The sequence below is a fragment of the Exiguobacterium sp. s157 genome, from assembly GCF_018618205.1.
In the GTDB taxonomy this organism is placed as follows: Bacteria; Bacillota; Bacilli; order Exiguobacteriales; family Exiguobacteriaceae; genus Exiguobacterium; species Exiguobacterium chiriqhucha.
The window spans coordinates 19259-31616 of record NZ_JACSLQ010000003.1 but is presented as its reverse complement, the minus strand read 5'-3'; the positions used below and the strand labels follow the sequence as shown (position 1 = coordinate 31616).

Below are 12358 nucleotides of genomic sequence, written 5' to 3'. Positions count from 1 at the left end.
GCAATTCCTCCTTTTCCTCCTTATACGAGCCCGATCGAAAGAATGATTCAAAAAAAGCCGCCCTGGATTCGTCCGGGGCGGCTGCTTGTTATTGGACTTGCGTATACAACTTCTGCATATACTCGTTCACTTCATCGGCCGCTTGGAACATCATGAATGAATGTTGCAAGATGATCTCTGGCGAGAAGCCGAGGTCGAGGTCGAGCGTCGAGGCGAGCGTGACATCACGGTCGCTGTCGAGCACGCAGCGGAAGTATTTGAACTCTTGGTTGAACTCGTTCAAGGCGTTCAGAATCGGTAGGTCTTCGACGTAATCCGGCACGTGTGTGACCGTCGCGGCATACAGTTCCGCATCTGTCGTCTTTTTATTGAAGGCGATAATCATAACGGGCTGAGCCCCGGATTTAGTCGTTTCACGCGTCAAAAATGTGACATGCGTTTCAGTCTCGCTCTCTTTGAACGTCATATTGCGTTCAGCGACGAGCGCTTTAAATGATTCTACTTTTTCTTCGAAGTTCACAAACAAGTCCCCCTTAAAAGTCGTTACTCTAACTTTCGCCCATTTGCGGAGGGAAAGCAAGGGGAACTAGCGTTTCATCAACATTTTGATGGCTTCTTCGACGGTTTCTGACGTATCTTCGCCATCTTGTTGGGCGGTGATGATGCACTGCTCCAAGTTCTTCGCGACGATGATGGTCGAGGCGCGGTCAAGCGCTGATCGAGCAGCACTCAACTGTGTCACGACGTCACGGCACTCTTTCCCTTCTTCCATCATGCGGATGATGGCCCGGATTTGTCCTTCGACCCGTTTCATCCGGTTCAACACTTTTGCATCGTATTGATACTGTTCCATTAGATTCACCTCTATATTCAAATCGTTCAGTAACCCAACTATTTATTGTGTAGTCTCATCTTAATACGTGGGGGAGTATGTGTCGAGCAACAACGTTTGATGTGAAATTTTTTCAAACGTTTACCGATTCGACAAACAAATCCCTTGCAATCAAATACCACAGGGGGTATATTAATGACGTGGAAGCGATATGTTCAACGAATCACAAACTTTCGTCGAACGCCCGCTACCAAGCTGACGAATAAATAAGTGAAATATTATAGATCAAAAGGATGGGTAAACAAACATGAAAGCATCTGCCTTGAAACGTCAAATGGATTTTGAAGTACCAGTCAACATCGTCGACGTTCGTGAACGTGACGAGTTCCAAGAAGCGCACATTGCTGGCGCGACAAATTATCCGCTCTCCGAAATGTCGGAATGGATTGAGACGCTCAATCCTGAAGAAGAGTACATCGTCCTTTGTCGCTCAGGTGCTCGCAGCACGCAGGCGACTTGGCAAATGGAAGCGAAAGGTTATAAAGTGGTCAATATAGAAGATGGCTTGATGAGCTGGCCAGGTGAAGTCGTCAAAGGAGGAAATGCGCAATGAGTAAAAAAATCGTAATCGTCGGTGGGGTCGCCGGTGGTGCTTCGGCAGCCGCCCGCCTTCGTCGCTTAAATGAAGAGAATCATATCGTCATGTTCGATCGGGGCGAGTATATCTCGTTCGCGAACTGTGGTCTTCCCTATTACATCGGTGACGTGATTCAAGACCGTCAAAAATTGCTCGTTCAAACCGTCGAAGGGATGAACAAGCGTTTCCAACTCGACATCCGTAACTTGACGGAAGTGACGAAAATCAACCGTGCCGAGAAGACGGTGTCGGTGAAAAACGTCAAGACAGGTGAGACGTACGATGAGTCATATGATGTGCTCGTCTTGTCACCAGGGGCGAAACCGATTCGTCCGAACATCCCTGGGATTGAAGAAGCAGAAGACATCTTCACGCTCCGTAACATCCCAGATACGGATAAAATCCGTAGCTACGTCGATGATAAAGCGCCAAAACACGCGACGGTCATCGGTGGCGGCTTCATTGGAATCGAAATGGCTGAAAACTTACGGGAGCGTGGCGTCGACGTCACGCTCGTCGAGATGGCCGATCAAGTCATGACACCGCTCGACCGCGAGATGGTCTCACCGGTTCACGAGCACATGCGCCTTCACGGCGTCGATCTTCAGCTTTCTGACGGTGTCGACTCGTTCTCTGAGAAAGGGAAACGTGTCCACTTGAAGAGCGGTCGCGTCATCGAGACCGATATGGTCGTCTTATCAATCGGTGTCGTGCCCGAATCGTCGATTGCAACGGAAGCAGGTCTTGAGACAGGTATTCGTGGCGCCATCCGCGTCAACGAGAAGATGCTCACGTCAGACCCGAACATCTACGCGATTGGTGACGCCGTCGAAGTGCTCGATTATATCTTTAAAGAGCCGACGGTTGTTCCACTTGCATGGCCGGCCAACCGCCAAGGTCGTCTTGTCGCCGATATCATCAACGGTCGTGACGTTAAATACAACGGAACGATGGGGACTGGGATTGCCAAAGTCTTTGATATGACCGTCGCCTCGACAGGTTGGAACGAGAAGCGTTTGACAGCGGCCGGTAAAGAGTTCGAAGCCGTCCACGTGCACCCGGGTTCACATGCGGGTTATTACCCAGGATCGACACCCGTATCACTCAAACTCTTGTTCCATCCGACGACAGGTGAAATCTACGGCGCGCAAGGCGTGGGGATGAACGGCGTCGATAAACGGATCGATGTGATTGCGACAGCGATGAAAGGTGGCTTGACGGTCCTTGACCTTCCAGACCTTGAACTCAGCTACGCACCACCGTTCAGCTCAGCGAAAGATCCGGTCAACATGATCGGTTACGTCGCGTCGAACGTCGTCCTCGGCGATAACGAAGTCGTGCACTGGAATGAGATTGACGAGTTGGTCCAAAACGGCGCGACATTGCTCGACGTCCGTGACGAGTCAGAACATGAACTTGGCAAAATTCCTGGTTCAATCAACGTTCCGCTCAACTCGCTACGCGATCACTTGGACAACTACAGCAAAGACGAAACGATTTATGTGACATGCCAAGTCGGACTTCGCGGATATCTCGCATCCCGCATCTTGCGTCAAAACGGATTCAAGGTTAAAAACTTGAGCGGTGGCTACAAGACGTGGTCACAAGTAAAACGCGATTTCGATGCCATCGAGGCAGACGCATCGGCAGCAAATGAGACTGCCGCAACAGCAACGGAGGAGGCACCACCAGTAATGATGAATGAACCAATCGGGGAACCGATTTTCCTAGATACGTGCGGTCTGCAATGCCCGGGACCAATCTTAGAAGTCAATAAAAAAGTAGCCGAACTCGGCGAAGGCGAGACGCTCCGCGTCCTCGCAAGTGATCCTGGCTTCTTTGCGGACATCGAAGCATGGGCGAAGAAAACGGGCAACAAGCTCGTCTCGAAACAATTTGTGAACGGTCGCGTCGAAGCCGTCCTTCAAAAAGGCCAAGGCCCTGCAGCCGTCCAAGCGGGCGCACCGGCAGGCGACGGCGCATCGATGGTCGTGTTCAGTGGAGACCTCGACCGTGCACTCGCATCGTTCATCATCGCGCAAGGTGCAGCGGCAATGGGTAAAGACGTCACGATGTTCTTCACGTTCTGGGGACTCAACGTCATCCGTAAACCAGATGCACCAGAAGTGAAAAAGCAAGGCCTCGAGAAGATGTTCGGCATGATGATGCCATCTCATGCAGGTGAGCTTCCGCTCTCGAACATGAACTTCGGTGGCGTTGGTCAGAAGATGATGAAGAAAGTGATGAGCGACAAAAATGTCCCGTCACTCGATCAAATGATTAAATCGGCTCAAGAGGCAGGCGTCAAAATGGTCGCTTGTACGATGTCGATGGACGTCATGGGAATTAAAGAAGAAGAGTTAATCGACGGCATCGATCTCGGTGGTGTGGCAGCATACCTCGGGGCAGCCGAAGGTGGTAACTTGAACCTCTTTATCTAATCAAATGAGATAATCTAGTCGACCGGTCGCGTGACCGGTCGCTTTTTTGTTGTTCGACACCGAAAATGAAAATTGTCGAAAAAGATTGCATTTTTTTAACGTTTTTCCTATAATTCTACTCATGTAAAGAAAGTTGACATAACTTTTTCTTATAACTTACACATACACGGAGGATTTAAAGATGGAGAAATTCGTAGAAGATCTCGTTACAAACGCCAACGACCTGCTCTGGTCGTCAGTGCTAATCGTTGTCCTTGTCGCCTTAGGTTTGTATTTCACCGTTCGCATGGGGTTCGTCCAGTTCCGGATGTTGCCTGAAATGTTCCGCCTCTTGTTCAAAGACGGCATGAAGCGTGAAAAAGGCCAAGTCTCGTCATTCCAAGCGTTCGCCATCGGGACGGCTGCACGCGTCGGGACCGGGAACATTGCCGGTGTCGCGACTGCCATCGCGCTCGGAGGCCCGGGAGCCGTCTTTTGGATGTGGCTGATCGCGCTCATCGGATCGGCTTCGGCATTCGTCGAAAGTACGCTCGCGCAAGTATATAAAATTCGCGACGGTCGCACATGGCGCGGTGGTCCGGCTTACTATATGGAACGTGCGCTCGGTCAGCGCTGGCTCGGGATTTTATTCGCCATCTTGATCACGTTCTCGTTCGGCTTCGCCTTCAACTCGGTTCAATCGAACACGATTTCGTTGTCAGTCAGCAACCAGTTCGGGATTAGCACGACGACAGTCGGTCTCGTCTTGGCTGTCGTGACAGCCATCGTCATCTTCGGCGGGATTCAATCAATCGCCGTGCTCTCGAGTATCATCGTGCCGATTATGGCTGGCGGTTACATCTTGCTCGCCGGGTGGGTCATGATTTCGAACGCCTCATTGTTGCCGGAAGTCTTCGGCTTGATTTTCTCAGAAGGAATCTTTGGACTTCAACAATTGTTCGGTGGTGCCATCGGAGCGATGGTGCTCCAAGGAATCCGACGCGGTCTCTTCTCGAACGAAGCGGGGATGGGTTCAGCCCCGAACGCAGCGGCGACTGCTGAAGTATCGCATCCGGTCAAACAAGGATTGATTCAATCGTTCAGCGTCTTCGTCGACACGCTTCTCGTCTGTACGTCGACAGCGATGATTATCCTGTTGTCAGGTGTCGCCGGTTCAGAGTCGTTCGCAGGTGTCGAATTGACACAAGCAGCGCTCACAGCAGAGATTGGTCCGATGGCGACATCGTTCCTCACGATCGCGATTTTCTTATTCGCGTTCAGCTCGATTCTTGGAAACTACTACTATGGTGAGACGAACATCCAGTTCATCTCGGATAAAAAGATTTACGTCACACTCTACCGCATCGGTGTCGTCGGCATGGTCCTCTTTGGAGCCGTCCGTTCGGCCGGTCTCGTCTGGTCAATCGCGGACGTGTTCATGGGTCTCATGGCACTCGTCAACTTGTATGCGATTTTCCGTCTCGCAAAAGTTGCCCGTCTCGTCCTCGACGATTACTTGGAGCAACGCCGTCAAGGTGAAGATCCGGTCTTCTACGCCGATTCGATTGAAGATCTGCCAGGTCGCGAGTACATCGAAGCTTGGGAATCAGAAGAAGAAGTCAAAGCAGGCACGATCCGTTCATAAACGACAAACCGTCTACGAAAGCGCGTAGACGGTTTTTTTGCGCCCGAAAGATGGGTAAACTGAAGAAAAGGGGGGCGTTCAATGATGGAGACGACACACTATATACGCATTTCCCCGGAAGTATGGGTCTCGTTCGGCCAAGACCCGGAAATGATTTTAGATTGGCTGCTGCACGTGCACAGTCAACAACGTGACACGTATGAGACGTTGACGCTCCCTAGGATCGAACGCTTCCAAAAGATTCTCGGACAAATCGAGATTTATATCGATGGGGATGACACGTATAACTTAGAGATGGCCGTCATCGGGGAAGAGTTGATCGTCAATGAGAAGCAGGCGGTCGTTGTCGGGATTTTGACGCCGCAGCTCCTCCATATCGTCAAAGATGCGATGAACGCGTTCACGAAAGAGGATGTGGCCGATATGGCGTTCATCGACCATGACGGGTTCGATGACGTTTGGCTCAAATGGACGCTGTTGAAACGATTCTGTGAAGAGGCGAGTGAGCGGGATGAGCTCGTGTTGATTTACTATGAATGAACAGGCTATGAAAACATCTTGAAAATTGGTAAACTATTACAAATGGATTATCAAGGAGTGGACGTATGCTTGATTTCTTTGCCCAAATGACGTTTGTCATCGGTATCTTAAGCCCAATCTTCGCGTATCGGGCAGATCAGAAAAATGTAGGTCGAATCAATCTCGTCACCGTGTTTGCATTTTTGATTATATGGTTTTACGTCATCTCGACGGGTCCAGCCTATAATCATCCGATTTCGATGCTCTTCTACGCTTTGATTGTAGTGAACTGTGGCTTCGCCATAGGGAATAGTGTGCTCTTCCTACGCGAACGCAATCCATTGCTGAGTTTGAAGAAGCTGCTCGCGACGGTTCTCTGTTTGGCGGTGCTCTGTTTCGTGTTCATTGAACTGATGTACCCGACGAACGTGCTGATCGATACGCTTCTCCAAACAGTGATGCTGACGGTTCCGATTTTCGTATGCGGCGTCATTTGGGTGAGGTTTCGACAAATCGACCGGGAACCAGAACACACATAAACAGCTCGGCGCCAACGCGCCGAGCTGTTTTTTTGAGACTCTTACTTCAATGCTGTCTCAAGCGCTTTGACGTTCTCGCGCATGAGGTCGAAGTAAGTCTTATCCATTTGCTCTTTCGTGACCGATTCCAAGTTGTAAATCGTCACCGTCTCCGCACCGATTTCGTTTTGAACGACCTTAGCGACTTTTGGTGTCACCGTGTCTTCGAAAGCGATGTGCGTCAAGTCGTGAAGTTGTGCCTCTTCGATGACGCGCTTCAACGCTTGTTGCGACGGTTCTTCAGAAGGTGTGAGACCCGTGATTGGAAGTTGGTCAAAGCCGTACCGTTCCGCTAAGTAACCGTAGGCTGCATGCGTCACGAGGAGCTCAGACTTCGAGCCGCCGTCGACTGCTGCTTTGAGCTCGGCGTCGAGCGTGTCGGCCTCTTCTTTGAAGGCGCTCAAACGATCCGCGAACTCATCTTTATAGTCAGGGGCCTGTTCGCTGAATGCCGCTTCGACCGCTTCAGCCATCGAGATGGCATTCATTGGATCGAGCCAGACGTGTGGGTCGTACTGGCCGTGGTTATGGCCATCATCTTCGCTATGACCGGCCTCTTCCTCGGCATGGTCATCTTCCTCGTGTCCGTGCTCGTCCTCACTATGGACGTGGACCGTGTCTTCTGCCGAGAGGAGTGTGACGTCCTCGGCCGTCTTCACGAACGTGACGTTCTCATTGGCCAAGCTTTTTTCCATCGACTCGACGTATGGTTCGAGGTCATGGCCGACCGTCAAGAACAAGTCCGCCTCGGCGATGTCGGTCATCTGCTTTGAGGTCGGCTCGTACGTATGGGGATCAGCGCCAGGCGGGATGACCATCTCGACACGGACACGATCGCCCCCGATTTCCTCGGCGAATGATTTCAAGGCGAACGTTGACGCGTAGACGGTCAACTGGTCGCTCGTCTCCTCCGTCGCACCGCTCTCTTCATTACTTGCACATCCACCTAATAGAAGTGTGCCGGCAGCGGCGACACTTAATAACTTTTTATTCATGAACTCTTCCACCTGTCCTCTCTATGCGAACCTTTAAATCGTAACCGTTACGTTCTGTGACTGCGAGTTATATTATAGGTGGCGAATCCGTGCACGTCAAGTCCGACTTCAGATGGATGGTTTTTCGAGAAAAAGGGAATATGATTAAAAAAAGAACGAGGAGTGGATGTATATGAGAAAGGAGACCGCCTGGTTCGTCGGTGGCGCGGCGCTCGCGGCCGCCACGGCAGCCGGGGCCAGCGTGTGGAACCAGTATGGATCGCTCGTGCGTTGGCAAGAGCCCGAGTTGCCGGTGCGCCCCTCGACCCGCAAACGCCGGACTCACACGTACAAGATTGTCAATGACCGTCCGCTCCAGTTTGACGTGTATTATCCGCCAGGGGATGGACCGTTCCCGGTCGCGGTCTATGCCCATGGGGGGGCGTTCGTACGAGGGAATCGAGGTATGGTGACATTGTTCCATCCGTTGCTCGACCATTTTCTCGCCAAAGGGTTCGCGGTCATCAGCATCGACTATCGTCTGTTCGAGGACGGTGTCTATTTCCCGGATAACATTATCGACGTCTCCGATGCGCTTTGCTACTTGAAACAGCACGATGGTCTGCTCAACTTGGATATTAACCGACTGATCGTCTGGGGTGACTCGGCAGGTGCGGCCCTCGTCTTAGCGACGGCGCTCGATCGAAGCAAACAGTTCACCGGTGAACTAGGTGATGACGTCCCGCCGATTAAAGGGGTCATCGCCCTCTATCCGCCGACGAATTTCTTATTGTTCAAGTTCATCCAGACGTGGCTCGCGCATTTGAAATTTTATGAGGGGAGCCGGGAGGCGTGGCGCGAGCTGATGGTGAAGTGTTCCCCGGTCACACATCTTTACGATGATGCGCCGCCGATACTCCTCTTGCACGGAAAGAAAGATCCGATCGTCCCGTTCGGACAGGCGCTCCATTTCGTGGAACATGCGAGTGAGGTCGGTGCGAACGTGCAACTGATTTCCTTCCCGAACGGTACGCATTCGTTAGCGAGCTTTCTCCAATCCGACAACCCGATCAAAGAAACGCAACTCATGGCCCGCATCGATCGTTTCATCGATGACGCGATGATGTGACGTTGCGCTTTTTCGCAAAGATGGTACGATGGGGTAGGATTTAGGAATCATAAAGGAGTGACTCGCGTGACAGAACTTTGCTTGGTCCGACATGGTCAGACCGATTGGAACTTTCAAGAAATCATTCAAGGACGGGAAGACATCCCGCTCAACGCACTCGGACATCGGCAGGCCGAAGAGAGTGCGGCCTTTTTAAGTCAAGAATCATGGGACGTCATCGTGGCGAGCCCGTTGTCACGGGCCGTCGACACGGCGCGTTACATCGCGGAGGCGTGCGGCATCGACGAATCACATATCATCCGGGACGAACGTTTCATCGAGCGTGAATTCGGGGCCGCGTCGGGAAAACCGGTGCCGGGCATCTATGAAGCCGTCCAAGCCGATGACCAAGACCGCGTACCTGGTCTCGAGTCAGAAGACGAGATGCGAGCCCGTGTCTTGAGCGGTATGCATGATCTCGTCGAGACGCATGCCGGAAAACGTGTCATTGTCGTCTGTCATTCACATGCGATTAAAGCTGCGCTATCGGCGATTGACGACACGTATACGTTCCGTCATGCCATGCGCAACGCCTGCTCGAACTATATCGAACATCAAGATGGTCAGTTCGTGGTCAAGGCGGTCAATGTCGCCGACCATATTACGAATGTGATTGTCGCGAAGTGAGGAGAAACTCATGACGACATTGCTCTGGATATTCATCATCGCTTCATTTGTTGTCGCGTTCGCAGGATTGATTTATCCGGTCATCCCGAGCGTCTTGTTCTTATTCATCGGTTATGCCATTTACGGCTTCGGCTTCTCATTCGAGCCGCTCACGTGGACGTTTTGGCTCTGGCAGACCGTATTTTTAATCTTCTTGTTCGTGGTCGACTATATCGTCACCCGGGCTACAGTCGATAAACGGGGCGGTTCGGAACGGGCGAAATGGGGAGCGACCATCGGTTTGATTGCAGGACCGTTCATCTTCCCACTCGTTGGGGTGCTCATCTTCCCGTTCATCTTCGCGTTTCTCGCCGAACTCACGCTCGGGAAATCGACGCGTGAGGCGTGGAGTATCGGTGTCGGGACCGTGCTCGCTTTCCTCGGTAGCACGATGCTCAAAGTCGTCGGGATGACGATGATGGTCATCTTGTTTTTCATCTACGTTTGAGGCGAAGAAATTTCTTCGCCTTTTTGGGTTGAGAATTTTATAAAAACGGGGAAAGAAAAACAAGACCGTTCGATTTATTCGAACGATCCTGTCTTGACGAGCTGTGTGAAGGCGGAACGACTGAACGATTGCTGCTGTTCGACTTGTTTTTCGAAGAAGGAAGGTTTGAGTTCGGCGTTCGCCACGCCTTCGGAAATCAACGAATCGAGCACTTGCTTGGTCGGATCTTGTTTCGGCATCAGCATGAGCCCTTCGGCGACGAACGTGTGATGGTCGCTGAGCGATCGTTCGCTTGTGAACGTCAACGCGAGGGCGGCCGGACGGTTCGCCGGTGACGTGATGACGGCTTCGGCAAGGAGCAGGATTCGCTTGTTCAAATAGTGATGAAGCGTGACGGCAAATTCGGTTGGAACGAGCATCTCGAGGAGCCATTCGTTGTCATGCTCTTTCGAGATAATCAACCCATCGAGCAGTTCGACGGGGAGGTTCAACTCGTTGCCATACTCGTCTTGGACAAGGTGAACTTGGACTAGGCGGAACGTTTTCATCGTATCGGTCCCTTCCACATTTTCTTTAGTTTATCTTAACATAGTCTGGTTCGAAGATTGTGTTACGATAGCGGGGAAGCGACGTAAAAAAATAGAGGATAAGGAGGCGTCAAGATGAGTTGGGTTGTTGGCATAATCGGGTATATCACGATTCTAGCAATCGGTTATTATGGTGTCCTTTTCTTCAAAGTAAAGCAAGAGCGGAGTCGGGCCGGATATCGAATCTTTCTCTTGCTCGCGGGATTGTTCTTCGTGAGCGGGAGTGATTATATCATCGCGTTGTTCCAAGGGGATACGGAAGCGACGTTTTGGCAACGGACCGTTTACTTCATATTGATTTTGATCTCTCTTTCAATCGCTCTTTACTTTCGGAGAAAAGAAGATAAAATCCATGCGAACGAGATGACGACGGCATAAAACCATCATCAAAAGAGGCTACGGAACAAATCCGTAGCCTTTCGTTTTATTTCGGGATCCGTGTTTGACGAATCATTTCGAGTTTCAAGTCCCAGAGCGGTTTACTGAACGTGACCGAGTACACTTCCGGCAAACGGAGGCGTTTGTACTCTTCCCATAGACCGTTCATCTGCTCATGATGATACGCGCGAATCGCTTTCGCGTTCGGTAAGTCATAGACGCGTTCGCCGTCTTGGAAAATCGGGACGAGCAAACGTTTGACGCTAAAGTTGCGTGTCTTGATCCGGAACGCCGGGTCGCGGACGTCAATCAAGTCGATCTCGTTATACGTTTCGACCGGCTCATCAGCCAGGGCGATATAGTCCCCTTTGAATTTCCCGGTCTCGTTATCGATGATGCGATACAATTCTTTCTTGTGCGGCGTCGTCGTCTTCACTTTCGAAGACGAAACTTTGATGACCGGCTTCAACTTCCCGTCGGCGCCTTCGCGGGCGACGAGTTTGTACACCATGCCGAGTGCAGGCTGTTCATACGCCGTGATGCCGCGCGTCCCGACGAGGAACGTGTCGGCTTCAGCGCCCTGCATCCGCAAGTCTTGAATGACGTACTCATCGAGGTCGCCTGAGACGACGATTTTGACGTAGTCGAGCCCGGCCGCGTCGAGTGCTTTGCGAGCCCGTTTCGACAAGTAAGCCAAATCGCCCGAGTCGAGTCGGACCGACTTCAAACGATAGCCTTTTTCCTCGAGTTCCTTGGCGACCGTGATCGCGTTCGGAAGACCCGACTTGAGCGTGTCGTACGTGTCGATCAACAGGCTCGTGTTGTCCGGATACATCTCCGCGAACGAGCGGAACGCCTCGAGCTCTTCATCATGGAACTGGATGTCGGCGTGCTCCATCGTTCCGCCGGTCGGGACATCGAAATCACGTCCGGCCGAAACCAAACTCGTGACGTCGAAGCCAGCGATATACGCGGCTCGTGTGCCGTAATAGGCGGCATCGACGCCTTGGGCGCGGCGGGCCCCACCTTCGAGCAACGTCTCATTCGGTGCGGCTTGACGGATGCGCGCGTATTTCGTCGCGATGAGTGACTCATGGTTGGCGATGTTCAAGAGCGCCGTCTGGAACAGTTTCGCCTCAAAGATTGTCGATTCAATTCGGACGACTTGTTCGTTCGGGAAGATGACTTCTCCTTCGCGGACGCTATAAAGCGAACCGGTGAACTTGAAGTTGCGGAGCACGTCCGCGAACTCGTCCTCGAAGTCGAGTTGTTGCTTCAAGTAACGGATGTCCTCTTCCGTGAACGAGACGTTCTCCAAGTAGTGGACGATGTTTTGTAGGCCGGCGAAGACGACGTAGCCTCCGCTAAATGGATTCGAGCGGTAATACAGGTCGAACACGACTTGTTCGTTGTGACGGCCTTGTTTCCAATAAATATACATCCAACGTGGGAGGTATAGGTCGGTATGAAGCGCTAGGTTGCGATGTAACATAATCGTTCCTTTCT

Annotated in this window: 14 protein-coding genes; 9 read left to right on the top strand and 5 right to left on the bottom strand. The window is 51.7% G+C overall.

The window, feature by feature from the left end:
* Window positions 1-88 precede the first annotated feature (88 nt).
* A complete protein-coding gene (locus tag KNP67_RS07330) occupies window positions 89-520 on the bottom strand; it encodes a type III secretion system chaperone family protein (protein WP_016509669.1) in 432 nt (143 codons plus the stop codon).
* Window positions 521-586: 66 nt separating this feature from the next.
* A complete protein-coding gene (locus KNP67_RS07325) occupies window positions 587-853 on the bottom strand; it encodes a metal-sensitive transcriptional regulator (protein WP_021068154.1) in 267 nt (88 codons plus the stop codon).
* A gap of 286 nt (window positions 854-1139) precedes the next feature.
* On the opposite strand from KNP67_RS07325, the gene KNP67_RS07320 reads away from it, so the two are divergent.
* The 5 genes from KNP67_RS07320 to KNP67_RS07300 all read left to right on the top strand — a co-directional run bounded on the left by KNP67_RS07320 (window position 1140) and on the right by KNP67_RS07300 (window position 6592).
* Window positions 1140-1445 carry a rhodanese-like domain-containing protein gene (locus KNP67_RS07320; protein ID WP_021068155.1) on the top strand — a complete coding sequence of 102 codons (306 nt, stop codon included), beginning with the start codon at window positions 1140-1142 and terminating at the stop codon, window positions 1443-1445.
* Entirely contained in the window at window positions 1442-3910 is a 2469-nt protein-coding gene (locus KNP67_RS07315) for a CoA-disulfide reductase (protein WP_021068156.1), read from the top strand. The genes KNP67_RS07320 and KNP67_RS07315 overlap by 4 nt, the downstream gene beginning before the upstream one ends.
* A gap of 181 nt (window positions 3911-4091) precedes the next feature.
* On the top strand, window positions 4092-5534 hold the full coding sequence (locus tag KNP67_RS07310) for an alanine/glycine:cation symporter family protein (protein ID WP_214756379.1): 1443 nt from the start codon (window positions 4092-4094) through the stop codon (window positions 5532-5534).
* An 81-nt stretch (window positions 5535-5615) separates the two neighbouring features.
* A complete protein-coding gene (locus KNP67_RS07305) occupies window positions 5616-6074 on the top strand; it encodes a DUF1877 family protein (RefSeq protein ID WP_242678967.1) in 459 nt (152 codons plus the stop codon).
* 65 nt (window positions 6075-6139) lie between these two features.
* The gene (locus KNP67_RS07300; RefSeq protein ID WP_131471592.1) at window positions 6140-6592 is read left to right on the top strand and encodes a hypothetical protein; all 453 of its coding nucleotides are present in this window, start codon (window positions 6140-6142) and stop codon (window positions 6590-6592) included.
* Window positions 6593-6633: 41 nt separating this feature from the next.
* On the opposite strand, the gene KNP67_RS07295 is transcribed toward KNP67_RS07300, so the two are convergent.
* On the bottom strand, window positions 6634-7626 hold the full coding sequence (locus KNP67_RS07295; protein ID WP_131471590.1) for a metal ABC transporter solute-binding protein, Zn/Mn family: 993 nt from the start codon (window positions 7624-7626) through the stop codon (window positions 6634-6636).
* Between the two features lie 172 nt (window positions 7627-7798).
* Here KNP67_RS07295 and KNP67_RS07290 point away from each other — a divergent pair, with 172 nt between their 5' ends.
* From KNP67_RS07290 to KNP67_RS07280, 3 genes are all read left to right on the top strand, one after another.
* The gene (locus tag KNP67_RS07290) at window positions 7799-8734 is read left to right on the top strand and encodes an alpha/beta hydrolase (RefSeq protein WP_131471588.1); all 936 of its coding nucleotides are present in this window, start codon (window positions 7799-7801) and stop codon (window positions 8732-8734) included.
* Window positions 8735-8800: 66 nt separating this feature from the next.
* On the top strand, window positions 8801-9400 hold the full coding sequence (locus tag KNP67_RS07285) for a histidine phosphatase family protein (protein WP_131471586.1): 600 nt from the start codon (window positions 8801-8803) through the stop codon (window positions 9398-9400).
* Between the two features lie 10 nt (window positions 9401-9410).
* Window positions 9411-9887, top strand: a complete 477-nt coding sequence (locus KNP67_RS07280; RefSeq protein WP_131471584.1) for a DUF456 domain-containing protein — start codon at window positions 9411-9413, stop codon at window positions 9885-9887.
* A 74-nt stretch (window positions 9888-9961) separates the two neighbouring features.
* Here KNP67_RS07280 and KNP67_RS07275 read toward each other — a convergent pair whose 3' ends face one another.
* The gene (locus tag KNP67_RS07275; protein ID WP_131471582.1) at window positions 9962-10435 is read right to left on the bottom strand and encodes a YwpF family protein; all 474 of its coding nucleotides are present in this window, start codon (window positions 10433-10435) and stop codon (window positions 9962-9964) included.
* Between the two features lie 114 nt (window positions 10436-10549).
* On the opposite strand from KNP67_RS07275, the gene KNP67_RS07270 reads away from it, so the two are divergent.
* The gene (locus KNP67_RS07270) at window positions 10550-10852 is read left to right on the top strand and encodes a hypothetical protein (protein ID WP_131471580.1); all 303 of its coding nucleotides are present in this window, start codon (window positions 10550-10552) and stop codon (window positions 10850-10852) included.
* A gap of 46 nt (window positions 10853-10898) precedes the next feature.
* On the opposite strand, the gene KNP67_RS07265 is transcribed toward KNP67_RS07270, so the two are convergent.
* Window positions 10899-12344: a nicotinate phosphoribosyltransferase gene (locus KNP67_RS07265; RefSeq protein WP_131471578.1), complete on the bottom strand. Its 1446-nt coding sequence runs from the start codon at window positions 12342-12344 to the stop codon at window positions 10899-10901.
* Window positions 12345-12358: the final 14 nt, after the last annotated feature.